Raw genomic sequence first — 26,712 nt, 5'->3', positions numbered from 1 at the left:
GGGACCCGTCAATCAACGTCCGCGCAGGTCGGGGCCTCGCGCATGATGGGCGCATGGCCAACGTCATCGACATCACCGGGCTGCCGCCGGAGCGCCTCGTCTTCGCCCCGTCGCCCTTGGCGGAGCTGGGTGCCGCGCTGCACGCGCTGTCCGAGCCGGGGCACCACCCGGGGCTGCACGGCTGGGTCACCGCCACCAACGCGGCGCTGAAGGCCGACCTCGCCGACCGGCTGTGCGAGGCGGACTTCCTGTGGCGGTCCTCCCGTTCGGACATCCTGCTGCCGACCCGTCCGGGGGCGACGCTGGCCGAGGACCTGGACGAGCTGGACCGGATCGACGACGAGCGGTTCGTGGCCGCCGCGTTCGAGATCACCTGCTCGGCGCGGTACAGCACACCCACCCCGTCGCCCCTGGTCGACGCGGAGGAGCGGGCGCGGGTACGGGAGATGGCCGCCGCGCGCGGCCCGCGGCAGGCAGCCTTCACCGACCGGATGCTCACCGACCCGGACGGCCTGCGGGTGTGGCTGCGCCGCCTGTTCGAGGACTGCGAGGAGGCGTTCTTCGGGGACATCTGGCGCCGGGTGGGCATCCAGCTGGCGGCCGATGCCCGGCACAAGACCGAGCTGCTGCGCCGGAAGGGCCTGGCCGAAACGCTGTCCGCGACCTCGCAGGCGCTGTCCCTGGACGAGGGGCAGAACGGCAGCGGCGGCACCGGCACCCGCATCCTCCTCGACAAGCTCGCCCAGGGACGTACGACGGCGTTCGCGGACCCCGCGGATCCGGGGGTCACCTTCCTGCCGACGTCGTTCGGCTGGCCACATCTGGTGTTCAGCCATGCCCCGGGCTGGCGCCCGGTGCTCCAGTACCCGGTCACCGGGCAGGAGTTGCCGGCGCCGGCCGCGCTGGAGCTCGTCCAGCAGCGGCTGGAGGCGCTGGGCCACCCGATGCGGATGCAGCTGTGCCGGACGCTGTCGCGGGGGCCGCACACGACGGGCGAGCTGGCGGCCGCGTTCGGCATCACCGCGCCGGAGGTGTCCCGGCACGTCGCGACGCTGAAGAAGGCCGGGCTGATCCGGACGCGGCGCCGTGGACGTTATGTCCTGCACCAGCTGGACCTCCAGGTGGTGGCCCGGCTGGGCAGCGACTTCCTCGAAGGTGTGCTGCGTTGAGGAAGCGCGACGTGGGGGACGCTCAGGCCCGTCCCGCCTAAGCCCCCGTCCCCCCGGCCCGCACCAGCCCCGTCTCGTACGCCAGCACCACGGCCTGGACGCGGTCGCGGAGGCTCAGCTTGGTGAGGATGCGGCCCACATGGGTCTTGACGGTGGCCTCGGAGAGCACCAGCCGCGCCGCGATCTCGCCGTTCGACAGGCCCTGCGCGACCAGCAGCAGCACCTCCCGCTCGCGCTCCGTCAGCCGGTCCAGCTCGGGCCGGGACGGGCCGGAGGTGGTGGGCAGCATCGGCGTGAAACGGTCCAGGAGCCGGCGGGTGGTGGACGGTGCGACGACCGCGTCGCCGCTCTCCACCGCCCGGATCGCGGCGAGGAGTTCGCTCGGCGGGACGTCCTTGAGCATGAAGCCGCTGGCCCCGGCCTTCAGCGCGGAGAAGGCGTACTCGTCCAGGTCGAAGGTGGTCAGGATGAGCACCTTCGGCGCGCCCTCCTTCTGCCCGCCCTCGCAGATCCGGCGGGTGGCCTCCACCCCGTCCAGCTGCGGCATCCGGACGTCCATGAGGATCACGTCGACCTGGGTGCCGCGCAGCACCTCCAGGGCCTCCGCGCCGTTCCCGGCCTCCGCGACGACCTCCATGTCGGGCTGCGCGGCCAGCACCATCCGGAAACCGGTGCGCAGCAGCACCTGGTCGTCGACGAGCATCACACGGATGGTCATTGGCAGGGGTCCCTTCGGGCAGGAATGGGGCTGAGCGTACGGGGTGCAGCGCCGGTGGTGCGTGTCCCGTTCCTAGGACGCCGTCAGGTCCGGGCCGGTTGGCGTCCTCACCGGGCCGGTTTGAGCGGGAGTACGGCGCTGACCCGGAATCCGCCGCCGGGCCGCGGCCCGGCGGTCAGGGTGCCGCCGACCATGCCGACCCGCTCGCGCATGCCGATGAGGCCGTGGCCGAGACCGTCCGACCCGCCCTCCTCGTAGAGCTCGCGCTGCGCGCCGCGGCCATCGTCCTCGACCAGCAGATCGAGGTCGTCGTCCCGGTAGGCGAGCCGGACGGTCGCGCCGACATGGGGGCCGCCGTGTTTGCGGGTGTTGGTCAGTGCTTCCTGGACGATGCGGTACACGGTCAGTGCGACGCTGCTGGGCAGCTCACGGGGTTCGCCCACGGTCCGGAAGTCGACCGGCAGCCCCGTGCTGCGGACCTGGTCCATGAGCTCGGCGAGCTGCTCGATGCCCGGCTGGGGCACGTATTCGCCGCTCTCGGGCTGCTCGCCGGTACGGAGCACGCCCAGCAGCCGGCGCATCTCGGCCAGCGCCTGGCGCCCGGTGCCGGAGATCGTCTCCAGGGCCTGCCGGGTCTGTTCGGGCGCGGCGTCGAGCACATAGGCGGCGCCGTCGGCCTGGACGACCATCACCGAGACGTTGTGGGCGACGACATCGTGCAGTTCGCGGGCGATACGGGCGCGTTCGGCCGCGACCGCTATCCGGGACTGGGCCTCGCGCTCCTTCTCCAGCCGGGCGGCCCGCTCCTCCAGCTGTGCCCAGTAGGCGCGCCGGGTGCGCATGGAGTCGCCGAGCACCCAGGCCAGGACGAAGGGCACGGTGAGCAGCACGGTGACGAACAGGCTCTCCCCCGGCCCCCGCCCGCCGACGCCCTCGCGCCAGAAGGAGAGGGCGGGTCCGAAGACGGCGCCGGCGAGGGCGCAGCGGGAGGCCCAGCGGGGGACGGCGGGCGCGGACGCCACGGTGTAGGTGATCACGAACATCGCGGCGTCGCCGGGGTTGGTCCCGAGGCCGACGATCAGCTGGCCGATGCCGATGGCGGCCGTCAGCAGCAGCATCTTCACGGGTGCCTTGCGGCGCAGCGCGACGACGAGGCACAGGCCGGCCGAGAAGACCGCGGCGGCCACCTGCGCGAGGCCGTGCGTCTGAAAGGCGACCCACAGGCTGGAGAACCCGAAGAGGAGGACGGCCCAGAAGGCGTCCACCCCTGTCGGGTGCCTGCGGAGGAAGTCGTAGAGACGCTGCACGTAACCCAGCGTAGGCACCATGAATACATGTACGAGTCAACCGAGCGAGCGATCCTGTCAGCCGGGCCTACTCCCCAAGGTGGAGACCCTCTGCTCCCCCTGTGCCGGACCTCTGGAGGACCGGCACCCCGTGCCGTCCGTACGGGCCGGTGCGCGCCCGTACCGTGGGGCAGATGACGAACGAGTGGTGCGGGTGGCGCGAGGCCACGGAGCGGGCGCTGTACGGCCCGGAGAACGGCTTCTACACCCGGCCCGGCGGCCCCGGCCCGGCCGGCCACTTCCGTACCTCCGTGCACGTCTCACCGCTGTATGCGGGGGCCGTCGCCGGTCTCCTGTGCCGGGTCGACGCCGCGCTCGGCCATCCGGACGAGCTGGCACTGGTCGATGTGGGCGCGGGGCGCGGCGAGCTGCTCACTGGCGTGCTGGCCGTGCTGCCCGCGGAGGTGTCCGCGCGGCTGCGCCCGTATGCGGTCGAGCGCGCCGCGCGCCCCCAGGGGCTCGACCCGCGGATCGACTGGCGGGGCGAGCTGCCCGCGCCGGCTTCGGTCACCGGCCTGCTGTTCGCGAACGAATGGCTCGACAACGTGCCGGTCGAGGTCGTCGAGACGGACGGGGACGGGGTGCCGCGCCGGGTGCTGGTCCGCGGCGACGGCACGGAGCGCCTGGGCGAGCCGGTGACCGGCGCGGACGCGGAGTGGCTCGACCGCTGGTGGGCACCGCCGCTGGCCCCCGCCGCCACCGGAGGCGCCGCCCCGGGACTGCGCGCCGAAATCGGCCGCCCCCGGGACGAGGCCTGGGCCCAGGCGGTCCGTACGCTGCGCGCCGGTCTGGCCGTCGCCGCCGACTACGCGCACCAACGGGGCGACCGTCCGCTGTTCGGCACGCTCACCGGCTTCCGCGACGGCCGCGAGGTGCCGCCCGTACCGGACGGCAGCTGCGACATCACGGCCCATGTGGCGCTCGACGCCTGCGCCGGGCCGTCGGCCGAGCTGCTGACCCAGCGGGCGGCGCTGCACGCCCTGGGGGTGGACGGCCGGCGCCCGCCGCTGGCCATGGCCGCCACCGACCCGTCCGGGTACGTACGGGCCCTCTCGGCGGCGGGGGCGGCGGCGGAGCTGACGGACCCGGCGGGCCTGGGCGGTTTCGGCTGGCTGCTGGAGCCGGTGGGCGGGGCGTGCGCGGGGCTGCTCAAGGAGTGGGACGCCTGAGGGCCAGGGCCCCTGGCCGGAGGGCGGGCTGCGAGACTGTTCCCATGACGGAGACGACGGTCGGCATCGGCGGCGCGGCGGAGAGCACCGACATGGTGCTGAACATCGGCCCGCAGCACCCCTCGACGCACGGCGTGCTGCGACTGCGCCTCGTCCTGGACGGCGAGCGCATCCAGCACGCCGAGCCGGTGATCGGCTATATGCACCGCGGCGCCGAGAAGCTCTTCGAGGCGCGCGACTACCGCCAGATCATCATGCTCGCCAACCGGCACGACTGGCTGTCGGCGTTCTCCAACGAGCTGGGCGTGGTCATGGCCGTGGAGCGGATGCTGGGCATGGAGGTGCCCGAGCGTGCCGTCTGGACGCGGACCCTGCTCGCCGAGCTGAACCGGGTGCTGAACCATCTGATGTTCCTCGGCTCGTACCCCCTGGAGCTCGGCGGGATCACGCCCGTCTTCCACGCCTTCCGGGAGCGGGAGGAACTCCAGACCGTCATGGAGGAGATCTCCGGCGGCCGGATGCACTACATGTTCAACCGCGTCGGCGGCCTCAAGGAGGACCTGCCGGCCGGCTGGCTCGGCCGGGCCCGGCAGGCCGTTGCCGATGTGCGCTCCCGGATGGACGTCTACGACAACCTGGTCCTGGGCAACGAGATCTTCCGCGGCCGTACCCGCGGCGTCGGGGTCCTCGCGCCGGAGACGGTGCACGCGTACGGCGTCTCCGGGCCGATCGCCCGCGCCTCCGGTGTCGACTTCGACCTGCGGCGCGACGAGCCGTATCTGGCGTACGGGGAGCTGCAGTCCACGCTCGACGTCATCACCCGCGAGGAAGGCGACTGCCTGGCCCGCTTCGAATGCCTGCTGGCGCAGAGCCACAACGCGCTCGATCTGGCCGACGCCTGCCTGGACCGGCTCGCGGAGCTGCCGCCGGGCCCGATCAACCAGCGGCTCCCCAAGGTCCTGAAGGCTCCCGAGGGCGCGACGTACGCCTGGACCGAGAACCCCCTCGGCATCAACGGCTACTACCTCGTCTCCAAGGGCGACAAGACCCCCTACCGCCTCAAGCTGCGCTCGGCGTCGTTCAACAACATCCAGGCACTGGTGGAACTGCTGCCGGGCACGCTGGTCGCCGACATGGTCGCGATCCTCGGCTCGCTGTTCTTCGTGGTGGGGGACATCGACAAGTAGGCGGCGCGCACCGCCCCCGAACGCCGTCCGGCCCCGGAGCTCAGGGAAGCTCCGGGGCCGGGTGTCTGACGGTCGGTCAGGAGATGGCGGTGTGCAGGGCGCCGAGGTCGAGTTGTTCGGTCTCGTCGTGGGCGGTCAGGTCGATGACCTCGCCGCTGCCGGTGGTCGTTTCCCCTTCGGTCTGCTCGGGCCGCTCCGACTTCCCGGACCGCTCCGCCTGTTGGGCGTCCGCCTCGGCGGCGTCCGCGGGCTGCGTACGGGCCGACTGTTCGGCGACGGCCTCGTCCCCGACGACGTCCGCCAGGTCCTCCTCCATCGGCCCGGTCAGCTGCCGGGGGCCGGCGGCGGTCTCGTTGCCGAAGAAGTCGAAGCCGCCCGTGGCACGCGACGCGGCGGGGCGGGACGGGGTGACGGCGGTGGCGGTGGCCGGCACCGGGCGGAGCGTCGGTCCGGTGGCGCTGTCCGGACGGGCCGGGCCGGTACCTCCCGTGGGCTCCGCGGCTGCCGCCGGTGCCTTCCCCCGGCCCTTGTCACCGTCCCGGGCGCCCTGGGCGTCGCGGGGGGCGGGCGGTCCGGACGGCTTGGCTCCGTCGGCCCCGGCCCCGGCCGTCGACGTCCGCGCGACCTGCTGGGCGGCGCGCTGCCGGGCGGCGTTACGGGCCAGCCGGCGCAGCGCCTGGTCGGCCTGCGCGAAGGTGGCGGGCTCGCGGCGGTCCGGCACGGAGGGCTCCGCCGCGCGGGCGGTTCCCTTCTGCGCGGACGAAGTCGAGAGCCTCAGCGGGGAGTTGCCGGTGCCCGGGAGGTCGGCGGCGGGCAGCGCCTTGGCCGGGGCGGCCTCGATGGCGAGCAGCCGGCGGCCTTCCAGGGCGCTGGCCCGTTCGGTCTCGGCGGTGGCGTACCGGCGGAGCAGCGCGGCATGTTCGCTGCGCAGCCGGGCCAACTCGGCGCGCTTGGCGCGGAGTTTGGTCTCCAGGCCGGCCCGCATCTCGCGGGCTTCCTCGACGTCCGTTTCGAGTTCGGCGATCCGCTCCTCGGTGCGCCACTCGTCGCGCACCCGGGCGCGGGTGAGTTCGGCGACCTGTCGGCCGGCGTTTCGGTCCCAGGTCCGCAGAAGGACGGCGCCGGTCAGTGCGGCGGCCGCGGCGCCCGCGGCGAGCACCCGTTGCACCAGATCGTCGCCGACAAACCACGCGCCCGCGGCGCAGGCGAGTGACGCACCGGCGACCGCGGAGGGAGGAAGCAGCCGGTGGAGGGGTGGTGATTGGCGGTGGCGTCCTCGTGGCATGGCCAGAAACTTACCGTGCGTGCGGGACTTATGGGGCCGTGCACACCGATCCGTTTCCCGCTGGTTACTTCTCGACCATGCCCTTGGCCCCTTATAGGCCAATGCCCCGGGGAACGGCCCCGTGCTGCCGATGCCGTACGTCTTGTCCGGGACCGGCCCGGCATGGCCCCGGACGTGCGTTCCGCGCCCGCGGCGGGTTCGCCCTTCCGTCCCGAATTCGACCCTGCCTTCCGCGGGCCGGCGCCCTCCGCGCGCGCCGGGTCAGGCCCGTCGCGGCGTCACCGCGCCGCGTCCACCCCGCCGTTCCCGTCGCCGTCCTCGGGCAGCTTGCACACCCGCTCCAGGAAGATGGCCGCGGCGACCACCGCCGCTCCGGCGACCACCGACAGCCCGGTGTAGATCGCCTGGTCCCGGCGCGGGGCGGTCTCCAGCCCGGCGGTCAGCAGAAAGACGCCGACACCGCCGTACAGCCCGGCGACCAGCGCCGCCACCAGCGCGCTGGCCTGGCCGAAGATCACCGCTCGGGCGGCCACCAGCGGTTCGACGCCCTTGGCGCCCGGCCGCCGCTCGCGCTGGGCCCGCAGCCGCGACCGGAAGGAGAACGCGGTGGCCGCGAGCACCGCGGCGATCAGTGCCAGCACGACCGGGGCGGCAACCGGAACGCTGGGCAGACTGCCGAACGAGTCCCACAGCCGGGCGCCGCCCCAGGCCAGCACCCCGGCCGCCAGGAACAGCCCGACCAGCACCTTGATGTGTAGCTGCTTCACCGAGCGATCGCCCCTCGCGCCGTCATGACCTTCTCTGCCGTCACGGCCGTCCTGTCCTCGTCGCCGCCGTCGTCGGGCCGCCGTGTCCGTTCCGTACGGATGCCTGCCGCACGGAGCCGGCCCGCAACCCTAACGACTACTCCGGCAGCCGCAGTTCCAGGTCCGCCCGCGGTTCCACCCCGTCGCGGCCGACCGCGGACAGCAGGTCGGCCACCCCGCCGCGCCCGGGGACCACGGCCTCCGGGTCGATGTCGTACCACGGCACCAGCACGAACGCCCGCTCATGGGCGCGCGGGTGCGGCAGCGTCAGCCGCGGGTCGTCGGAGACCACGTCCTGGTAGGCCAGGATGTCGACGTCGATCGTGCGCGGGCCCCAGCGCTCGTCGCGGACCCGCTCGAAGGCCTCCTCGATCGCCTGTCCGCGCTCCAGGAGGGATTCCGGCGGCAGCGTCGTCTTGATCAGCACGACGGCGTTGAAGTACGACGGCTGGGAGCCGGGGTCGACGCCCCACGGCACGGTCTCGTAGACCGGGGAGACCGCCTTGACCCGCAGGCCCGGGGTGTCCTCCAGCGCGTCGACGGCGCCCTGGAGGGTCTCCAGGCGGTTGCCGAGGTTGCTGCCGAGGGAGATCACGGCGCGTTTGGGGTTCGAGAGCGTCACATCGGCGGCGTCCACCTGCTCCACCACGGAGGCGGGCACCGGCTGCACGGTCGGGTCACCCAGGCCGGGGCGCACGGGCGCGGCGCCGGCGGGGGTGGTGGTCGGCTGGCGGGTGTGCTTCATACTCGGCTCCGAGTGATGGTGATGGTCACGTCGTCGAAGGGGACGGTGATCGGCGCTTCCGGCTTGTGCACCACCACCTCCACCTCCTGCACGCCCTCGTGCTTGAGGCACTGGTCGGCGATGCGCTCGGCCAGGGTCTCGATGAGGTCGACCGGATCGCCCTCGACGACGGCCACCACCTCCTCGGCCACGACGCCGTAGTGCACGGTCTTCGCGAGATCGTCACCGGCCGCCGCCTGACGGGTGTCCAGGCCGAGCACCACATCGACGACGAAGGTCTGCCCCTCCTCGCGCTCCCGGGGAAACACCCCGTGGTGGCCCCGGGCCTTCAGCCCGCGCAGCGCGACACGATCCACGCGAATCACTCCCACTGGTCCACGGCACCTCTGGCGCCACTGTTCGTCGGATTCCGGGCCGCCGCCGGAGCGATCCGGCAACACACCCCGCCGTCGAATCTACCTTCGAGTGCCGACAGTCCTCGCCCACGGGGGCTATGGACAAGACCCCGTCCGGCTGCTAGATGCTGCCCCGCGAGGCAGCGGCCAGCGGGCCGGGAGATCGTCCGCGCGGCCCTCTTACCCCCCTGCTCACGCCCCACCCCTACCCGGGCCGCACTTGGCTCGAACGGGTGCGCCCTCGCCCGTATGGCTGACGTCCGCCCCTGACGGCGGTGCGGGCCGGCGCCCCGGACGCAAGGGCGTCCGGCATGGCAAGGCTCACACGCCGCCCGCGGCCGGAGCCGCCCGTCCCGGCACCCGCGCTCCCGGACGGGCTCAGAGGGCCTCCTCGCCGCCCTCGCCGGCTCCCCCGTTCTCGTCGTCCTCGTCCTCGTCGTCGCGGTCCGCCAGCACCGGCGAGCCGTGGTGCGACCACACCCGCCAGCCGTCGTCCGTGCGCCGGAAGACATTGGTCGCCACGACCAGCTGGCCGATCAGCGGCCCCACCGAGCCGTCGTCCTCGGCGGGCCCGCCGCTGAGGATGTTCTCGGTGCAGGTCACCAGCGCGGTGTCCCCGACGACATCGATCTCCACGTCGGTGAGGAAGAACTGGATGTACTCGGTGTTCGCCATGATCAGGGCGTACGAGCGCAGCACCTCGCCGCGCCCGCGCAACACCGGCCACCCCGGGTGGACCACGCTCACCTGGCCGTCCAGCCACAGTTCGGACAGCGCCTCGTGATCACCGCGCTCGATGGTCTCGTACAGGGTGGTGTTCGCCTGCTCGACCAGCTCGATGTCCGTCTGCGGGCCCAAGCCGCTCACACCGTTCCCGTCATGTTCGCCGTCGTCGTGTCCGTACCGCTGCCGGCCGCTGTCGCGCCCTCCACGGCACGGGCCACCCGTACCGCATCCGCGCTCGCCCTGACCTCGTGCACCCGCACCGCCCAGGCCCCCTCTCGCGCCACGATCGCCGACACCGCCGCGCTCGCGGCATCCCGCTCCCGGGCCGGCGGTGGGGCGGCTCCCTCGCCGCCTGCCAGCACCCTGCCCAGGAACCGTTTCCTCGATGCGGCCACCAGCAGCGGCCGGCCCAGCGCCCGCAGCCGGTTCAGCCCGGCGACCAGCGCGAGATCGTGCCCGGCCTCCTTGGCGAAGCCCAGGCCGGGGTCGATCACGATCCGGTCCGGGTCGATCCCGCCGGACACCGCGCACTCCATGCTCATGGCGAGCTCGGCGACGACCTCGGTGACCACGTCCCCGTAGACGGCGCGGTTGTTCATGTCGATGGACTGGCCGCGCCAGTGCATCACGACGAACGGGACGTGGTGCGCGGCCACCACCGGGACCATCGCCGGGTCGGCGGCGCCCCCGCTGACGTCGTTGACCAGCCGCGCCCCGGCCTCCACGGCCCGCTCGGCCACTGCGGCCCGCATGGTGTCCACGGAGACCACCACACCGGCCGCGGCCAGCTCCCGGACGACCGGGACGACCCGGCGCAGCTCCTCGGCCTCGTCCACCCGCGCCGCGCCCGGCCGGGTCGACTCGCCGCCCACGTCCACCATGTCGGCGCCCTGCGCCACCAGGTCGAGACCGTGTTTGACGGCGAGTTCGGTGTCGAACCACTCACCGCCGTCGGAGAACGAATCGGGCGTCACATTGACGACGCCCATCACCGCGCAGCGTTCCCAGTCCGGCAGTCCGGCCACCCGGCCACGCAAGGTACTCATGGCACCAGCGTAGGCCGTGTGCCGACCGGCCGGATTGCCGCCACCGCGTGCGGGAATCCCGGGGCCGCCGGGCCGCGGCACGCCGTACGGGACAGCCCGGCCGCACCCCCGTCGGGCGGCCCGTCCGGCGTCAGGCCGCCCGCTCCACCACGCCCGACGCGGCGGCCGGCTGCGGCAGGTGCGCGCACGGCCGCGGCGCCGAGGTCTTCCGGCGCCGCAGCACGCGCGGCAGGCCCAGCTCCAGATAACCCTCGGCCTGCAGCGCCGCCAGGCCGATGCGGGGGATGTCACGGCTGTTGCGGAAGACCACGAAACGGGGCTCCCAGCGCGGCCGGAACTTGTCGTTGAACTTGTAGAGCGACTCGATCTGGTACCAGCGGGACAGGAAGATCAGCATCCCGCGCCAGACCCGGATGACCGGCCCCGCGCCGAGCTTCTCGCCGCGCTCCAGAGAGGAGCGGAAGACCGCGAAGTTCAGCGACACCTGCTTGATCGCCAGGTCGGGGGCCGCCTGCAGGGTGGCGACGATCAGCAGCTCGTTCATCCCGGGGTCGGCGCTGCGGTCGCGCCGCATCAGCTCCAGGGAGATCCCGCTGTCGCCCCACGGCACGAAGTGCTGCATCGCCTTGAGGTCGCCGTACGGGCCGGGCTCCTCGCCCTCGGGCACCGGCTGGTGCGCGGTGGCGATCACCGCGTCGCCGTCCGCCACCGCGTCGATGCGGCCCAGCGCCATGGAGAACCCGCGCTCGGTGTCGGTGTCCCGCCAGGCGTCCGCGGCCCGCTGGATGCGCTCCAGCTCGGCCGGCTCCAGGTCGCGCACCCGCCGCACCCGGGTCTCGTAACCGTTGCGCTCGATGCGCTTGACCATCTGCCGTACGTTGCGCATCGCGCGGCCGGAGAGGGTGAAGTCGGCGACGTCCACGATCGCCTCGTCGCCGAGCTCCAGCGCGTCCATCCCGGTCTCCCGGGTCCACACCTGGCCGCCGGTCTCGCTGCAGCCGGTGACCGCCGGGGTCCAGGAGTGCGCCCTGGCCTCGGCCATGAAGCGCTCGATGGCGCCCGGCCAGGCCTCCACATCGCCGATCGGGTCGCCGCTGGCGAGCATCACCCCGGAGATCACCCGGTAGCAGACCGCGGCCTTGCCGGTCGGGGAGAAGACCACGCCCTTGTCGCGGCGCAGCGCGAAGTAGCCGAGCGAGTCCCGGGCGCCGTGCCGGTCGAGCAGCGCGCGCAGCTGCCGCTCGTCGTCGTCGGTGAGCCGGGCCGCCGGGTGCTCGGGGCGGAAGGCGAGATAGGCGGTGGTGGCGACGGTCAGCAGGCCGAGCGCGCCGAGCGAGTAGCCGACGGTGTAGTCGACGTGCTGGGTGTAGGAGACCGGGCCCTCGAAGCCGAACAGGCCCCACAGGACGTGCTGGGTGCGCTCCCAGAGCGTCGGCGAGCCGACGGTCTTGTGGGGGTGCGAGCTGACGATGACCATGCCGATGCCGAAGCTCGCCCCGCCGAGGACGACGAGGTTGGCCAGCGCCTTCCAGCGGCTGCGCGGGTCGGGCAGCGCCGCGAACTCCCGCCGGTGCCACACCAGGTAGGCCAGAAGCGCCATCGACAGCACCGCCCCAAAGACGGAGTGGCGGTACACCAGCTGGGCGGCGATCCCCACCGGGAGCAGCGCCACGGCCGCCCCCCAGGCCCGCCGCTTACGCCGCTTGAGCCCGTGCGCCAAAAGGAGCAGCAGGATGCCGACGACGATGGAGGCGGCGGCCGCCAGCGGGCTCACGGCGCCCGGCAGCACCTCCGCCAGGGCGTGCATCCGGCTGTGCCTGAACCGCGGGAACACCCCTGCCGCCAGGTTCAGCAGGCCGACGACCGCGCCGGCCGTCCCGACGATTCCGGGTACCGCTTCGGGCCGCGGGCCACGGAGCCAGCGTGGTGTTCGCCACGCAACCGTCTCCGACTTTTCGCCATCTAGCCTGTCAGACATCACTTTCCCGTCGCCCCGGTCGAGAGAACGTGCGAGCCTTGTCGCAGCATCTGGACTTTTTGCGCCCTGTATGACGGCGTTTCAGGGCTCGGGGTTCCACCAGCGGTACGGATGGCCCGGCCGCCCGGAAGAAAGCACCGCATGGGTCTCACCAGTAAGAAAGTGCTGCTTCTTGCCGTCCTCGTCGCGGTGGCACTGTTCGTCCTCACCGTGTGGCTCTGGCCGCGCCTCTCCAAGGGGAACTGGCGCGCCGTTCTCGGCCGTATCGGTCTCCTGGTGGCGACGCAGATCACCCTGTTCGCCGTCATCGGCCTCTACGCCAACAATTCCTTCGGTTTCTACGCCTCCTGGGCCGACCTCTTCGGCCAGGAACAGGAGCCGGGCGTGGTCACCGATTACAAGACCGGGCCGCACGGTACCGAACTGCGGATGCTGGGCACCGAACGGGTCAGCGTCCGGAACGGCTCCCACCCGACGACCGGCGGCCGGATCGACAAAGTGCTGGTCCAGGGCGAACACTCGCAGATCGCCAGCCCGGCGTATGTCTATCTGCCGCCGCAGTACTTCCAGAAGAAATACGCCCACAAGAAATTCCCGGCGGCTCTCGTACTCACCGGCTACCCCGGCACCGCCCAGGCGCTCTACAAGAAGCTGCATTTCCCGCAGACCCAGCACGAACTGCTCAAACAGCGCAAGATGCGGCCGACCGTCCTGGTGATGATGCGCCCGACGGTGGCACCGCCCCGCGACACCGAGTGCATGGACATACCGAACGGCCCGCAGACCGAGACGTTCTTCACCAAGGACCTGCGCGCGGATATCACCGAGCATTACCGAATAGGCCGCGAGGCCAGGAGCTGGGGTGTCGTCGGTGACTCCACCGGCGGCTACTGCGCGCTGAAGATGACCATGCGCCACCCCGAGGCGTACTCCAGCGCCGTGGCCCTCTCCGGCGCCTACAAGGCCCCGCGCGATGCCACCACCGGTGACCTGTTCGGCGGCAGCCAACAGCTGGAGCGCGAGAACAATCTGCTGTGGCGTCAGCGGAATCTGCCCGCGCCCCCGGTGAACCTGCTGGTCACCAGCAGCAAGCAGGGCGAGAGCAATTACCGGCAGACGCTGCGGTTCATCCAGCAGACGAAGTCGCCGAGCCGGGTTTCGTCGATCATCCTCGACAGCGGCGGCCACAACTTCAACACCTGGCGCCGGGAGATCCCCGCCGCTCTGGCGTGGCTCGGCAACCACCTCAAGGCCTGACGGGGTGGCGCCCCACGCCCCCGGAGAACGACGACGGCCGGGTCCCTCACAGGAGGGGCCCGGCCGTCGCGCTGTGTCTGCGGGCGGGACGGGCGCCATACGGGCCCGCGCCCGGCGCCTCAGCGGGCGAGTATCAGGCTCATCGCCTCGGCGCGGGTGGCGGCGTCCCGCAGCTGGCCGCGGACGGCCGAGGTCGTGGTCTTGGCGCCCGGCTTGCGCACCCCGCGCATGGTCATGCACATGTGCTCGCACTCGATGACGACGATCACGCCGCGCGGCTCCAGGATCTCCATCAGCGAGTCCGCGATCTGTGTGGTCAGCCGCTCCTGGACCTGCGGGCGCCGGGCGAACACATCGACCAGCCGGGCCAGCTTGGACAGGCCGGTGATCTTGCCTTCGGTGGACGGGATGTAGCCGACATGGGCCACACCGACGAACGGGACGAGGTGGTGCTCACAGCTGGAGACCACTTCGATGTCCTTGACCAGCACCATTTCGTCGTGGCCCAGGTCGAAAGTGGTGGTCAGCACGTCTTCCGGCTTCTGCCACAGCCCGGCGAAGATCTCCTTGTACGCCCGTGCCACCCGCGCCGGCGTCTCCAGCAGCCCCTCGCGGTCCGGGTCCTCGCCCACCGCGATGAGGAGCTCGCGTACGGCGTTCTCGGCGCGCTTCTCGTCGAACGTGCCGATCGTGCCGTCGACGCCCAGCGTCACAGGGTCCGTCATGTGGTGCCTCGTTCCTTCTGCGCCCGCACGATTCGCGGTGGAAACGCGGAATGCCGCGCCCCCCAGAGTAAACCTGGGGGGCGCGGCATCTATTCCGGGGCCCGGGCCGCCGGGCTCAGCTCTCGGGGCGCTGCTCCTCGGGCTGCTCCGCCTTCTCCGTGGAGACGGTGGCGGTGGTGGTCACCGAGCCGTTGGCCGGGGCCAGCTCCTTCGGCGACAGCACCGGCGGGCGGCTGGAGGGCGTACGGCGCGACGAGCCGGTCCACGCCGGGCGGGCCGGGCGCTTGACCACGTGCTTGAACAGCTCGGCGATCTCCTCCTTGCCGAGCGTCTCCTTCTCCAGGAGCGTCAGCACGAGGTTGTCGAGCACATCGCGGTTCTCGACCAGGATCTCCCACGCCTCGTTGTGCGCGGTCTCGATGAGCTTCTTGACTTCCTCATCGACCAGCGCGGCGACCTCTTCCGAGTAGTCGCGCTGGTGACCCATCTCACGGCCCAGGAAGGGCTCGGAGTTGTCGGTACCGAACTTGATCGCACCGAGCCGCTCGGTCATGCCGTACTGCGTGACCATCGCGCGGGCCGTGGCGGTGGCCTTCTCGATGTCGTTCGCGGCGCCCGTGGTCGGGTCGTGGAAGACCAGCTCCTCCGCCGCGCGGCCGCCCAGCATGTACGCCAGCTGGTCGAGCATCTCGTTGCGGGTGGTGGAGTACTTGTCCTCGTCGGGCAGGACCATGGTGTAGCCCAGGGCCCGGCCGCGGGACAGGATCGTGATCTTGTGGACCGGGTCGGAGTTCGGTGAGGCCGCCGCGACCAGGGCGTGTCCGCCCTCGTGGTACGCGGTGATCTTCTTCTCCTTCTCGGACATGATCCGGGTCCGCTTCTGCGGGCCGGCCACGACGCGGTCGATCGCCTCGTCCAGGAAGTGGTTGTTGATCAGCTTCTCGTCGCTCCGGGCCGTCAGCAGCGCGGCCTCGTTGAGGACGTTGGACAGATCGGCACCGGTGAAGCCGGGGGTGCGCTTGGCGACGGCCGAGAGGTCGACGTCCGGCGCGACCGGCTTGCCCTTCTGGTGGACCTTGAGGATCTCCAGACGGCCCTGCAGGTCCGGGCGGTCGACGGCGATCTGCCGGTCGAAACGGCCGGGGCGCAGCAGCGCCGGGTCGAGGATGTCCGGACGGTTCGTGGCGGCGATCAGGATGACGCCGCCCTTGACGTCGAAGCCGTCCATCTCGACGAGCAGCTGGTTCAGCGTCTGCTCGCGCTCGTCGTGACCGCCGCCGAGACCCGCGCCACGGTGGCGGCCCACCGCGTCGATCTCGTCGACGAAGACGATCGCCGGGGCGTTCGCCTTGGCCTGCTCGAAGAGGTCACGGACCCGGGAGGCACCGACACCGACGAACATCTCGACGAAGTCGGAGCCGGAGATCGAGTAGAACGGGACGCCCGCCTCGCCGGCGACGGCACGCGCCAGCAGCGTCTTGCCCGTTCCGGGCGGGCCGTACAGCAGCACGCCCTTGGGGATCTTGGCACCGACGGCCTGGAACTTCGCCGGCTCCTGGAGGAATTCCTTGATCTCGTGGAGCTCCTCGACCGCCTCGTCCGACCCCGCGACGTCCTTGAACGTCGTCTTCGGGGTGTCCTTGGTGATCAGCTTCGCCTTCGACTTCCCGAAGTTCATCACCCGGGAGCCGCCGCCCTGCATCTGATTCATCAGGAACAGGAAGACGATGGGAAGCAGGATGAAGGGGAGCAGCGTGATCAGCAGCCCGACGAACGGGTTCTGCTTCTCCGGGGAGACGGTGTATCCGTCCTTGATCTCGCCGGTCTGGTACTTGGCCTGGAGATTCTTCGCCAGGTCGACGCCCTGGTCGCCGATGTAGCTCGCCTGGATCTTGTTGGAGCCCTCAACCTTGTTGGAGCCCGACAACTCGATCTTGATCTTGTTCTCGTCACCGGTCGTCAGCTCGGCGGACTTCACCTTGTTGTCAGCGATCGCCTTGACGACCTGACCGGTGTCCACCGTCTTGTAGCCGCCGGACGAGCCGACGACTTGCATCAACACGACCACGGCGAGGACGGCCAGCACGATCCACATGACCGGCCCACGGAAGTATCGCTTCACGTCCATCCATACGGAGCCGCTGAGGCCCCGTCCCTCCTGCCACAGTGAGGCACAACGCCCTTTGGGAGGGCTGGTCGTGCGTACGGTGTATTACTGGCCCGAAAAAGAACTGCCTTCGGACGGTACCCCAGCATTGTCACCCGGCGCCTGCGCCGAGGGTGAACATGCAGCCGAGGATTCCGCTCTCCCTGCTCCAACGGCGGGAGGCCCCGAAGGGTTCCCGCCGGGCCGCAGCGGACCGGACCAAGCTCGCCCGGCCAGGCCGGCCGGACGAGCGCGGAGCGCCCTCAGCCGCCGTAGACGTGCGGCGCCAGGGTGCCGACGAACGGCAGGTTGCGGTACTTCTCCGCGAAGTCGAGGCCGTATCCGACGACGAATTCGTTGGGAATGTCGAAGCCGATCCACTTCACGTCGATGGCGACCTTGGCCGCGTCCGGCTTGCGCAGCAGCGTGCAGACCTCCAGCGAGGCCGGCTCGCGCGAGCCCAGGTTCGACAGCAGCCACGACAGCGTCAGGCCGGAGTCGATGATGTCCTCGACGATCAGGACGTGCTTGCCCTTGATGTCGGTGTCGAGGTCCTTGAGGATGCGGACCACACCGGAGGACTGGGTGCCCGCGCCGTACGACGACACGGCCATCCAGTCCATCGTGACGGGGGTGGACAGCGCGCGCGCCAGGTCCGCCATCACCATCACCGCGCCCTTGAGGACACCGACGATGAGCAGGTCCTTGCCCGCGTACTCCGCGTCGATCTTCGCGGCCAGCTCCGCCAGCTTCGCGTCGATCTCTTCCTTGCTGATGAGTACCGACTGAAGGTCGGAACCCATGTCCTTGTCGTCCACCCGTGCCACTCTCGCTCGGTTCGGTGTTCGCGTCAGTCGTGAGACTTCGTAAACGGGGCAGGGGCTGCGGCTCAGCCCTGCCGAATCACCAGTCTGCCACCCTGGCGTCGCACACCCACGCGCCCGGGGAGGTTGATGGCCCCCTGGCCCCTCCAGGCCGTGATCAGCCGGTCCACTTCTTCGATGTGGCGGGCGAAGAGCGAACCGGCCGGTGAACCGGCGCCGATGACGGCCCGGCGCAGCACCCGGCGGCGCACCGCGGGGGGCAGCGCGAACAGGGCGGCGATGTCGAGGGAGCCGCTGTCGTCGAGCACCGAGCCCTCGGCATCGGCGGCCCAGGCATCCAGGGCGTCGGCGTCGTCGCGGGAGAGCTGGGCGGTACGGGCCAGCGCCTCGACGACGCCCTTGCCGAGCGCCTTCTCCAGTGCGGGCAGGCCCTCGTGGCGGAGCCGTGAGCGGGTGTAGGCCGGGTCGGCGTTGTGCGGGTCGTCCCAGACGGGCAGCGCCTGGATCAGACAGGCCTTGCGGGCGGTCTGGCGGTCCACGTCGAGGAAGGGCCGGCGGTAGCGCCCGTCGCGGCCGCTGGTCGCGGCCATACCGGAGAGCGAACGGGTCCCGGAGCCGCGGGCGAGACCGAGCAGCACGGTCTCCGCCTGGTCGTCGCGGGTGTGGCCGAGGAGGACGGCGGTGGCGCCGTGGCGCTCGGCGGTGGCGTCCAGAGCGGCGTAGCGGGCGTCACGGGCGGCGGCTTCCGGTCCGCCCGCCGGGCGGCTGCCGCTCCCCCGGTATGCGCTGCCGTGCGCCACCCTGTTGGGTTCGCTCACGTCGACGGCGACGACCTCTACGGGGTCGAGTCCCAGGGCCCGCAGGCGCAGGGCGACCTCGGCTGCGCGGAGGTCCGAGCCCTCCTGGAGGCCGTGGTCGATGGTGACGCCCCCGGCGCGGACCCCGAGCTTGGGGGCCTCGAAGGCGAGGGCGGAGGCGAGCGCCATGGAGTCGGCGCCGCCGGAGCACGCGACGAGCACGAGCGGGGGCTCGCGCCGGTCGTGCGCGGAGTGGTGGGTGAGCACGTCGTGGAGTACGCGGCGGACCGCCAGGCGTATCGCGGCGACCGCTGGATGGGGACCCATGTCCGTTTCCAATCGTTCAGCTGGGGAGCCTCGGGCCGTGGACGGCACTTCGTCACACAGAGTGCCTAGATGGTGACAGAGGCGAGCGGTTCCCCGAGCATTGCACGCCTATCCATCGGTAACGGTCCCTCAGACGGGTGATTGAAGGGGCGCTCTACTGCCACGCGGCGTGCCCAGCTCACGCCGTTCGCCTACGGTGCCCCGTCCGCCTTGCGGTGCACCCGCGCGATCCAGTCCGCCGGTTTGGCGATCTCCTGTTTGGTCGGGAGGGTGTTCGGCGACGTCCAGACCCGGTTGAAGCCCTCCATGCCCACCTCCTCGACGACCGCGCTGACGAACCGCTCGCCGTCGCGGTACTGCCGCAGCTTGGCGTCCAGGCCGAGCAGCTTGCGCAGCGCCTGGTCCAGCCGGCCGGCGCCGCTCGCCCGGCGCTTCTGGAACTTCTCCCGGATCTCCGCGACCGACGGCACGACATCGGGCCCGACGCCGTCCATCACGAAATCCGCGTGCCCCTCCAGAAGGGACATCACCGCGGTCAGCCGGCCGAGGATCTCCCGCTGCGCGGGCGTCTGGACGAGGTCGACGAGGGAGCGGCTCTCCTCCTCGCCCTCCTCGCCCTCGGGCCTGGCACCGGCCAGCGACTGGGCGGCCTCCCGCAGCCGCTCCAAGAGGGTGCCCGGGTCGATGTCCGTCTCACCGAGGAACGCCTGGATCTCGCCCTCGATGTGGTCCCGCAGCCACGGGACGGCGGTGAACTGGGTGCGGTGGGTCTCCTCATGGAGGCACACCCACAGCCGGAAGTCGTGCGGGGCCACTTCGAGCTCGCGCTCCACGTGCACGATGTTCGGCGCGACGAGCAGCAGGCGGCCGCCCTGTGCCGCGGCCGGCAGGTCCCGGGAGGCCGGTGCGAAGGTCTCGTACTGGCCGAGCACCCGCGACGCCAGGAACGACAGCAGCATGCCCAGCTCCACGCCGGTCACCTTGCCGCCGACCGCGCCGAGCACCCCGCCCCCGGGGACCGTCGAGCGGCGGTCCTCCATCTTGGCCAGCAGCGGCTTCAGCACCGCCCGGAACCCGGCGACATTGGCCTTGATCCAGCCGGGCCGGTCCACGACGAGGACCGGTGTGTCATGCGGCGCCTCGCCCGTCGCGTCGGGCTGTGCCATCCGCGTGAAGGCGCGGACATGCGCCTCGGAGGCCTTGGCGTGCTTGCGCAGCTCGGCGACGATCGCGCGCGCCTCGTCCCGGCTCACGTCCGGGCCCGGCCGCACGAAGCGGGTCGCGGTCGCGACCGCGAGGTTCCAGTCGACCATCTCGGCTCCACCGATGCTCGTCATGAGTTCACCGTACGTGGGGGGTTGGTGTGGGGGGTAGCGGCTGTTGTGGCTTCCTACGTTTTTGGCTTTCCGGCCGTGGTTGTTGCTCGCCGTTTCGCTGCGCTTTGCCGGCCTCCCACGATTTTGGCTTTCCCGCCGTTGCGCCTGCGGCGGGCCGCTCCGCTGCGCGGGACTGTCGGGGTGCGGTGGGTGGGGGTTCACCTCGGTGGGGCGGTGCCAGGGCGGGGTGGTGCGTCGGTGCTGGTTGGGTCAGCGGCAGCCGCAGTTGGCTACTGCTGAGGCGAGTTTGTCCAGGGCGGTCTGGGCGCCTTGGGGGTCGGTGGTGCCGGTGGTCATGAAGGAGAAGACGAGGAGACGGCCGTCGGCGTCGACGACGGTGCCGGCCAGGGTGTTCACGCCGGTGAGGGTGCCGGTCTTGGCGCGTACGGCGCCGGCGCCGGCGCTCTGGCCCCGGTAGCGGGTGCTGAGGGTGCCGGTGAAGGCGGCCACCGGGAGGCCGGTGACGACCGGGCGCAGAGCCGGGTGGTCGGGTGAGGAGGCGTGCAGCAGGAGGCGGGAGAGCAGGGCGGCGGTGACCTTGTCGTCGCGGTCCAGGCCGCTGCCGTCCTCGAAGACGGCGCCGGACAGCGGGAGGTGCTCCCGCTGGAGGGCGGTGCGGACGGCCTTTCCGGCGCCGGCGAAGCTGGCCGGCTGCCGGGAGGCGAGGGCGGTCTGGCGGGCCAGTGCCTCGGCGATGTCGTTGTCGCTGTAGGTGAGCATCCGCTCGACGAGCGCGGACAGGGGGAGGGAGTGGACGGCGGCGAGCCGGGCGGCCTTCTTGGGGGCCTTGGCGCCTTCGGGTTCGCCGTCCACGGTGATGCCGCGGTCATGGAGCAGGTCGGCGAAGGTGCGGGCCGCGGTGCGGGCCGGGTCGGGGTCGCGGGGGGCGGTGCCGTGCTCGGAGTCGTCGAGGCGGGCCTCGTCGGTCATCAGGGCGGTGACGGGGGCGATGTTCTCGTTCGGGCCGATGGGGTGCTGCGCGGGGCCCGAGTAGGCGGCGGTGTCGTAGCCCAGGCTGATCTTGGTGAGGTGGCGCCGTTTGAGCGCCCGGGCGGTGGTGTCGGCGAGGGTGCGCAGGTTCGCGGGCTGTTCCTCGGCGCCGTGCCGGGGGGCGCGGGCGGTGAGGGTGGGGTCGCCGCCGCCGACCAGGACGACGCGGTCCTTGCCGGCCAGGACGGCCGTGGTGTCGATGCGGTGGTCGGGGCCGAGCGCGGAGAGCGCGGCGACGGCGGTGGCGAGCTTGACGGTGGAGGCGGGCGTGGCGGCCTTGCGCTGGTCGGCGCCGAAGACCTCGCGGCCCGCGGCCACGTCCAGCACGGACGCCGTCCGCAGCGGGCCGAGCGCCGGGTCCTTCAGCAGCGGTTCGAGCGCGTCGGCGAGCCCGGCGTCGGTGGGGGCGGGCGCCGCGCCGCGGCCCGCGGCACCGGGCGCCCGGCCGCCGAGCGCGGGCAGCACGGGCGGTGCGCTGGGCGCGGGCCGGGCGTCCGGAGCGTGATGCTCGCCACTGGCACCGTCCATGGCCGCCGCCTCCGCCCGCTCGGCCGTACGCTGACCCGAGTCCCACGGACCGGCCGCCGCCACCGCGGCGATCGCGACCGCCAGGCCGGTGGCTGCGGAGACCGCCGTCAGCTGCCAGGTCTGCTGGGTATGGCGCGGTGTGGCGTGCCATACCTGCCGCGTGGTCGTGACCGCCGTCTGCGCCGACCGGACCGCCGCGCGCGTCGCCGACCGCGCGGACCTTTCCGCCGACTGCCATCTGACCTGCCACTTTCCGGTCTCCGGCACCTCGGACCAGCCCCTTTCGCCACCACACACGTGCGTGGGGGACACTTAATCACCAGACGTATGTGTTGATCATGGAGGAGCCACCCGTGGAGTTCGACGTCACCATCGAGATCCCGAAGGGTTCGCGGAACAAGTACGAGGTGGACCACGAGACCGGTCGGATCCGCCTGGACCGTCGACTCTTCACCTCGACCAGCTACCCGGCCGACTACGGCTTTGTCGAGAACACCCTGGGCGAGGACGGCGACCCGCTGGACGCCCTGGTCATCCTGGACGAGCCGACCTTCCCCGGCTGCCTCATCAAGTGCCGCGCCATCGGCATGTTCCGGATGACGGACGAGGCCGGCGGCGACGACAAGCTGCTGTGCGTGCCGGCGTCCGACCCGCGCGTGGAGCACCTGCGGGACATCCACCACGTGTCGGAGTTCGACCGCCTGGAGATCCAGCACTTCTTCGAGGTCTACAAGGACCTGGAGCCCGGCAAGTCCGTCGAGGGCGCCAACTGGGTCGGCCGCACCGAGGCCGAGGCGGAGATCGAGGCCTCGTTCAAGCGCCTCGAGGCGCAGGGCGGCGCGCACTGACGTAGCGTCCCGGCACCTCGCCGGCGGGGCCGTTCGCGGCCCCGTACGGGGAGGTGCGCGCTCCGTTTTTTCGTACGCCAACGGGCGGCACCCGGTCGGGTGCCGCCCGTTGTCCGTCTGTCCGTGTCACGGCGTCGCCGGGCGGTGGCCCGGCGCCACGGACAGCGCTCTCAGGCAGCGGTGAGGACGGGAGCGGTGGCGGTCCTCCCGGCGGGCAGCGCCGGCTTGTCCTGCTGGGTCAGGACGTAGAGGAGGGCCGGGTGGGTGGCGCCGAAGGCCAGCACGAAGCGGTTGAGCCCCATGAACTGGCCGATGCCCAGGTGGAACAGCGTCATCGAGCCCAGCCAGGCCTTCGCCGCGGGCTTCGGCAGCACGAAGACCAGCGGGAAGCCGACCTCCGCGGCGATCGTTCCCCAGGTGATGAGCTTCCCCAGCAGCGGGTACTTGTGCACGAGCTGGAAGATCCGCGGGTCCCCGTAGTTGTGCGTACGGATGACGCCGCTGAACGCCTCGCCGCTGAGCCACACCGGGGAGACCAGCTTGACCACACCGGACGCGACGTACGAGATGCTGGTTTCCAGGGCCAGCGCGCGCATGGCGACGTCGCGGGCCTTCGCGTCGTCCTGGAAGGTGCCGGTCGAGGCGAGGACGATGTTGATGACCTGCTGGAGCTGGTCGGCGCCGTCCCCGCCGAAGGGGGAGCGCAGCCGTCCGGCCGCGCCCGTCACGGCCAGCACGGCGCTGCCGGCCGTGCGCACGCCGCGCTTGTGACCCCAGATCAGTGTGGCGGCAGAAGCACCCGCCTGGACCCCGTAGAGGGCGACCGCGGCCTTCTTGGAGCTGAGGGCGCGGGTCAGCTTGGGAAAGCGCTTGGCGAACTTGGGGCGCATGTTCGCCAATTGCCCGCTCAGCATTTCGCCTTCTTCGAACTTACGCGACTGGCTCAGCATTTCCAGTGCGGAGACCAGCGTACCCAGCGAAGCCACTCGGCGTGCCGTGACCTCGGGTGGAGCGCTGAGGAACATGGATGGGTGCTCCCGTTGATGTGATGCGAGTACGGTGGATATGGAAAGCGGCGGCACGGTATGCGTATCGGGCGTACCGTGCCGCCGCGTCTTCATCAGACGGGGCTAACGATGCCGGGCGGCATCGCCTGCCGGCCGGCTGTTCAGCGCTGGACGTCCTTGGTGACCTCGTGCAGCGCGTAAGCGGTGGCGGAGGTCACGGCGACACCCTCGGGGGTCGCGAGGGTGGCCAGCGGGGTGAGCATGGTCGGGGTCGCGTCGTTGCCGATACGGCCCGGCGCCACGTCGGTCAGCTCGGTGTTGGCGAAGTCAGCCACAACAGACATTTCTTTTCTCTTTCTCTCAGGCTTGCTTGAGCACGTTCTCCAACCGTTCGGCGGGAGGGCGCGGACTCACGCGGCGCGGGGCGCCGAGTGAGCTCGCAGCTTCCAGTCGAGAGGGCTGAGCGGCTCGCTATGCGGCGGCCAGGGACGGGGCCCCGGCGGGGGTGACGTCTCCGTCGAGCGGGAATTCCAGGGAGACGAAGACCGGATCGATGTGCCGGTCCTCGGGGTCCTTGAGGTACGAGTGCAGCAGCATGAACTGGCTGTGCGAGGCGCCTTCGGCGTGCGGCAGGTGGAGCTGGATGTAGCGGGCCAGCAGCCGGTACCCGGACGCCGTCGTCACCGGCAGCACTTCCGAACCGAAGGCGACCGACTGGGCGATGGTGTGCTGGCTCGCGTCGAACAGGGCCTTCGGACACCGGTTGCGGGCGTTCCACGCCAGGGCGTACCACGGCCGGTCGCGGGTGATCGGAATCTCCGTCCACTCACCGGGCTTGCCGTCCGTGATGTCCCGGTAGAGCAGGTGGTTGTCCTTGACCCCGGGATTCGGCCCGAAGAAACGCCAGTTCGGGGTCGGGATCCGCAGCGTCCCGCGGCGCATGAGGGTGTCGAAGCGCTGCTCGGGAATCTGGGCCACGGCCGTCGCGACCAGCCAGCCGGCCAGCGCCGCCGTGACGGCGGCCGTCTTCACACGTTCCGTGTTCACGCTCCCCCTCATCTCCGTGCCTCTTCGCGCTCCGCGGCGTCCCCGGCGGTCCGGCTCGCCGTGGTGGTCGGCTGCCAGGACTCCCCGAGCCACTCGGAGGGCGGTTCGCCGACGATCAGTTCCGTCACCTCTTCGGCGTGCTTCTGCACGGCGAGCAGGGACTCGTGGTCGGAGCGGTCGACGAAGTGGTGCCGGGACCGGTCCGAGATGACGGCCAGCCTGGCCTGGATCCCGTGGTGCCGGGCGTTGTCCCCCGCGTTGTTCTCCGCCGTGATGACGGTCAACGGGCAGTCCAGACCGCTCAGTTCCGGGTAGGTCATGGCGTCCCGGTACTCCCGGTAGGACGTGGCCCACGTACGGGGGGTCGCCAGGAACGCCGTATAGCTCCGGTTGATCTCCGGGCGGTACTGCTGGTGCACGTTCATCGCGGGGCGGAAGACCGAGAGGCCGGTCCCCGCGAAGATCTGCTCCATCAGCATCGACTGGTGGGACCACCGGTCGACATCGGTACGGCGGGCATGACGCAGGCTGACCACTTCGGTGGCGTCGATCATGACCACCGCGGTCACGCCGTTCAGCGCGTCCGGATGCAGCGACGCGTAGGCCGCGACGAGGTAGCCGCCCAGGGAGTGGCCGGCCAGGACGACCGGGAGGTCGCCGATGTAGGTGTCGCGCAGCTCCTGGAGCAGCTCGAAGTGCCGCTCCAGGCCGTAGCGGTTGTCCGGGGTGCTGAGACCGTAGCCGGGACGGTTGAACCGCACATATCCCGTGTCGGCGGGAAGTGCGCCGCACACCCAGTCCCAGTATTCGTGGGGCGCGCCCAGGCCATTGTTGAGCAGAACGACACGCTGCACCTGCGGAGGAATATGGACGTCGACCTCGACAAGGCTGCCGTCCGGCCTCTCATGCAGCAGATAACGACGCGCACGTTCGCGTTTACCGGTGTATCGCGTTACCGCGCCGGCCAGCAGGCTTGCGCCGGCCAGTCCAGCCATGCCTACGGCAAAATGGCGCTCAACAGACGCCACATTCCCTCCCCCGTGATTCGAAGTGGCTGTTACCCCGGAACCTAGCACGCGATTCCGGGGTAAATTAACGAGTTACTTTACTCGCGTTGCGGGGTGCGTCTTCCCCCGCGGCTGCGGAACACGGACCGCCGCGCTTCGACTGCACTTCCTGAGTTCCAGGTAGAGCTCGCCTATGGTGGCCTTCAGTGTGGCGATTTCCCGGTTCAGTTCAGCTATCCGGGAGGCACCTTCGGAGGCCCGGGCGCTCTCACCGGCGAGGCCATTACGGCCTCCCTCAATAAACTGCCGGCGCCAGTTCGATACGGACTGCTCGGATACCCCGGCTTCCCGGGCTGCTTCGGCTGCGGTCAGCTCACCGCTCACCACTCTCAGTACGAGAGCGAATTTCTTGTCGGCCGGCAAAATCGGAGGACGTCCCACGTTCAACCCTCTTTCGTCACCCGTTTTCTGTGTGCTGTCTTCAGGGCTTGACGTAGCAACAGATGAACATGGGAGCCCCTTCGCTGTAGGGGGTGCCGTCCCACCGCGCCATACGGCCTTCGGCCTCCAGCCCGGCCGCGCGGGCATAGCCGTCGACGTCGTCCGGGGTGGTCAGCCGGGTGAGTTCGGTGCCCACCCGTGTGGTGCCGTCGGCCTGGTAGAGGATGTGGGAGCAGTGCCACAGACCGCCGTCGAGCAGCGTGGAATGGGTCTGCACACCGGTCCCGGGCTCCGGGTAGGGCACGAAGTAGCTGGTGCGGGCCCGGCCCTCGTGAAGTGCCAGGATCGACGGCTTGTTGTGCGTCTCGATCACCAGGCGCCCGCCGGGGGCCAGGAGTTCGGCCGCCCGCGAGACGGCCTGCTGCTGGTCCTCGGGGGTGTGCAGAATCGACAGGGTGGCACAGACGCAGTACACCAGCCCGTAACGGGATTCCGAGGTGTAGGTGCGAATGTCCCCGTGTACGGGGTCGACGTCCCCGCGGTCCTTCAGTTTGACGCGCAGTGCGTCCAGCATCTCCGGTGAGGAGTCCACACCGGTCACCCGGCCGACGCTCCCGGAGAGCGGGATGGCAATCCGTCCCGTACCGACGCCGAACTCAAGAGTTCCCGCCTCGGGTGCGGGATGGCGGGCCAGCAGCCCTTTCACTGCCTCGGTGGTAATCCCGTCATCCGGGATCAGCCTGTCGTACCAGCCCTCGAACTGCCGGCCGTATCCAATGTCTTCAACCCCGTTTTGCACCCGAGCTTCCTCTCTTTATCCCC

Annotated in this window: 26 protein-coding genes; 5 read left to right on the top strand and 21 right to left on the bottom strand. The window is 71.2% G+C overall.

Going from position 1 to position 26,712, the window contains the following annotated elements; translation table 11 throughout:
- Positions 1–53: 53 nt before the first annotated feature.
- Complete coding sequence (locus ACFW5B_RS13810) at positions 54–1,169, top strand: DUF5937 family protein (protein WP_386438117.1); 1,116 nt, start codon at positions 54–56, stop codon at positions 1,167–1,169.
- A gap of 37 nt (positions 1,170–1,206) precedes the next feature.
- Here ACFW5B_RS13810 and ACFW5B_RS13805 read toward each other — a convergent pair whose 3' ends face one another.
- Positions 1,207–1,887, bottom strand: coding sequence for a response regulator (locus ACFW5B_RS13805; protein ID WP_386438114.1), 681 nt, complete (start codon positions 1,885–1,887; stop codon positions 1,207–1,209).
- 107 nt (positions 1,888–1,994) lie between these two features.
- On the bottom strand, positions 1,995–3,194 hold the full coding sequence (locus tag ACFW5B_RS13800; protein ID WP_386438111.1) for a sensor histidine kinase: 1,200 nt from the start codon (positions 3,192–3,194) through the stop codon (positions 1,995–1,997).
- A 173-nt stretch (positions 3,195–3,367) separates the two neighbouring features.
- Here ACFW5B_RS13800 and ACFW5B_RS13795 point away from each other — a divergent pair, with 173 nt between their 5' ends.
- Together ACFW5B_RS13795 and ACFW5B_RS13790 are read left to right on the top strand one after the other, a co-directional pair.
- Positions 3,368–4,402, top strand: a complete 1,035-nt coding sequence (locus ACFW5B_RS13795) for an SAM-dependent methyltransferase (protein WP_386438109.1) — start codon at positions 3,368–3,370, stop codon at positions 4,400–4,402.
- 44 nt (positions 4,403–4,446) lie between these two features.
- On the top strand, positions 4,447–5,589 hold the full coding sequence (locus ACFW5B_RS13790) for an NADH-quinone oxidoreductase subunit D (protein ID WP_386438106.1): 1,143 nt from the start codon (positions 4,447–4,449) through the stop codon (positions 5,587–5,589).
- A 76-nt stretch (positions 5,590–5,665) separates the two neighbouring features.
- Here ACFW5B_RS13790 and ACFW5B_RS13785 read toward each other — a convergent pair whose 3' ends face one another.
- The 7 genes from ACFW5B_RS13785 to ACFW5B_RS13755 all read right to left on the bottom strand — a co-directional run bounded on the left by ACFW5B_RS13785 (position 5,666) and on the right by ACFW5B_RS13755 (position 12,570).
- Positions 5,666–6,874: a hypothetical protein gene (locus ACFW5B_RS13785; protein WP_386438103.1), complete on the bottom strand. Its 1,209-nt coding sequence runs from the start codon at positions 6,872–6,874 to the stop codon at positions 5,666–5,668.
- Positions 6,875–7,152: 278 nt separating this feature from the next.
- Positions 7,153–7,641, bottom strand: coding sequence for a DUF3180 domain-containing protein (locus tag ACFW5B_RS13780; RefSeq protein ID WP_386438100.1), 489 nt, complete (start codon positions 7,639–7,641; stop codon positions 7,153–7,155).
- A 136-nt stretch (positions 7,642–7,777) separates the two neighbouring features.
- Positions 7,778–8,425: a 2-amino-4-hydroxy-6-hydroxymethyldihydropteridine diphosphokinase gene (gene folK, locus ACFW5B_RS13775; RefSeq protein WP_386438097.1), complete on the bottom strand. Its 648-nt coding sequence runs from the start codon at positions 8,423–8,425 to the stop codon at positions 7,778–7,780.
- Positions 8,422–8,781 (bottom strand): dihydroneopterin aldolase, encoded by a 360-nt coding sequence (folB, locus tag ACFW5B_RS13770; protein ID WP_386438091.1) that lies wholly within the window; start codon positions 8,779–8,781, stop codon positions 8,422–8,424. The genes folK and folB overlap by 4 nt, the downstream gene beginning before the upstream one ends.
- Before the next feature lie 417 nt (positions 8,782–9,198).
- Entirely contained in the window at positions 9,199–9,678 is a 480-nt protein-coding gene (locus ACFW5B_RS13765) for a nuclear transport factor 2 family protein (RefSeq protein ID WP_386438088.1), read from the bottom strand.
- 5 nt (positions 9,679–9,683) lie between these two features.
- Positions 9,684–10,592 carry a dihydropteroate synthase gene (gene folP / locus ACFW5B_RS13760; RefSeq protein ID WP_386438086.1) on the bottom strand — a complete coding sequence of 303 codons (909 nt, stop codon included), beginning with the start codon at positions 10,590–10,592 and terminating at the stop codon, positions 9,684–9,686.
- A 130-nt stretch (positions 10,593–10,722) separates the two neighbouring features.
- On the bottom strand, positions 10,723–12,570 hold the full coding sequence (locus ACFW5B_RS13755; protein ID WP_386438083.1) for a phosphatidylglycerol lysyltransferase domain-containing protein: 1,848 nt from the start codon (positions 12,568–12,570) through the stop codon (positions 10,723–10,725).
- 141 nt (positions 12,571–12,711) lie between these two features.
- On the opposite strand from ACFW5B_RS13755, the gene ACFW5B_RS13750 reads away from it, so the two are divergent.
- On the top strand, positions 12,712–13,827 hold the full coding sequence (locus tag ACFW5B_RS13750; RefSeq protein WP_386438080.1) for an alpha/beta hydrolase: 1,116 nt from the start codon (positions 12,712–12,714) through the stop codon (positions 13,825–13,827).
- Positions 13,828–13,946: 119 nt separating this feature from the next.
- On the opposite strand, the gene folE is transcribed toward ACFW5B_RS13750, so the two are convergent.
- From folE to dacB, 6 genes are all read right to left on the bottom strand, one after another.
- The gene (gene folE / locus ACFW5B_RS13745; RefSeq protein WP_386438077.1) at positions 13,947–14,552 is read right to left on the bottom strand and encodes a GTP cyclohydrolase I FolE; all 606 of its coding nucleotides are present in this window, start codon (positions 14,550–14,552) and stop codon (positions 13,947–13,949) included.
- A gap of 115 nt (positions 14,553–14,667) precedes the next feature.
- Positions 14,668–16,680, bottom strand: coding sequence for an ATP-dependent zinc metalloprotease FtsH (gene ftsH / locus ACFW5B_RS13740; protein WP_386438074.1), 2,013 nt, complete (start codon positions 16,678–16,680; stop codon positions 14,668–14,670).
- A 281-nt stretch (positions 16,681–16,961) separates the two neighbouring features.
- Entirely contained in the window at positions 16,962–17,501 is a 540-nt protein-coding gene (gene hpt, locus ACFW5B_RS13735; protein WP_030077134.1) for a hypoxanthine phosphoribosyltransferase, read from the bottom strand.
- A gap of 86 nt (positions 17,502–17,587) precedes the next feature.
- Positions 17,588–18,646: a tRNA lysidine(34) synthetase TilS gene (tilS, locus tag ACFW5B_RS13730; protein ID WP_386438071.1), complete on the bottom strand. Its 1,059-nt coding sequence runs from the start codon at positions 18,644–18,646 to the stop codon at positions 17,588–17,590.
- 191 nt (positions 18,647–18,837) lie between these two features.
- Complete coding sequence (locus ACFW5B_RS13725; protein WP_386438068.1) at positions 18,838–19,983, bottom strand: zinc-dependent metalloprotease; 1,146 nt, start codon at positions 19,981–19,983, stop codon at positions 18,838–18,840.
- A 249-nt stretch (positions 19,984–20,232) separates the two neighbouring features.
- On the bottom strand, positions 20,233–21,807 hold the full coding sequence (gene dacB / locus ACFW5B_RS13720; RefSeq protein ID WP_386438065.1) for a D-alanyl-D-alanine carboxypeptidase/D-alanyl-D-alanine-endopeptidase: 1,575 nt from the start codon (positions 21,805–21,807) through the stop codon (positions 20,233–20,235).
- 86 nt (positions 21,808–21,893) lie between these two features.
- Here dacB and ACFW5B_RS13715 point away from each other — a divergent pair, with 86 nt between their 5' ends.
- Complete coding sequence (locus tag ACFW5B_RS13715; RefSeq protein ID WP_018090094.1) at positions 21,894–22,388, top strand: inorganic diphosphatase; 495 nt, start codon at positions 21,894–21,896, stop codon at positions 22,386–22,388.
- Positions 22,389–22,558: 170 nt separating this feature from the next.
- On the opposite strand, the gene ACFW5B_RS13710 is transcribed toward ACFW5B_RS13715, so the two are convergent.
- From ACFW5B_RS13710 to ACFW5B_RS13685, 6 genes are all read right to left on the bottom strand, one after another.
- On the bottom strand, positions 22,559–23,374 hold the full coding sequence (locus tag ACFW5B_RS13710) for a hypothetical protein (RefSeq protein WP_386438061.1): 816 nt from the start codon (positions 23,372–23,374) through the stop codon (positions 22,559–22,561).
- Positions 23,375–23,556: 182 nt separating this feature from the next.
- Positions 23,557–23,739, bottom strand: a complete 183-nt coding sequence (locus ACFW5B_RS13705; protein ID WP_386438058.1) for a linaridin family RiPP — start codon at positions 23,737–23,739, stop codon at positions 23,557–23,559.
- 127 nt (positions 23,740–23,866) lie between these two features.
- Positions 23,867–24,442, bottom strand: a complete 576-nt coding sequence (locus ACFW5B_RS13700) for a hypothetical protein (protein WP_386438055.1) — start codon at positions 24,440–24,442, stop codon at positions 23,867–23,869.
- 8 nt (positions 24,443–24,450) lie between these two features.
- Complete coding sequence (locus ACFW5B_RS13695; protein WP_386438052.1) at positions 24,451–25,296, bottom strand: alpha/beta fold hydrolase; 846 nt, start codon at positions 25,294–25,296, stop codon at positions 24,451–24,453.
- A gap of 246 nt (positions 25,297–25,542) precedes the next feature.
- Positions 25,543–26,037 carry a transposase gene (locus ACFW5B_RS13690; RefSeq protein ID WP_386438049.1) on the bottom strand — a complete coding sequence of 165 codons (495 nt, stop codon included), beginning with the start codon at positions 26,035–26,037 and terminating at the stop codon, positions 25,543–25,545.
- The gene (locus ACFW5B_RS13685; protein ID WP_386438047.1) at positions 25,931–26,689 is read right to left on the bottom strand and encodes a class I SAM-dependent methyltransferase; all 759 of its coding nucleotides are present in this window, start codon (positions 26,687–26,689) and stop codon (positions 25,931–25,933) included. The genes ACFW5B_RS13690 and ACFW5B_RS13685 overlap by 107 nt, the downstream gene beginning before the upstream one ends.
- Positions 26,690–26,712: the final 23 nt, after the last annotated feature.

The sequence above is a fragment of the Streptomyces sp. NPDC058773 genome (assembly GCF_042746015.1).
Taxonomy (GTDB): domain Bacteria; phylum Actinomycetota; class Actinomycetes; order Streptomycetales; family Streptomycetaceae; genus Streptomyces.
Note: the sequence above shows the minus strand (reverse complement) of the source record. Positions and strands in the feature narration are given on the sequence as shown.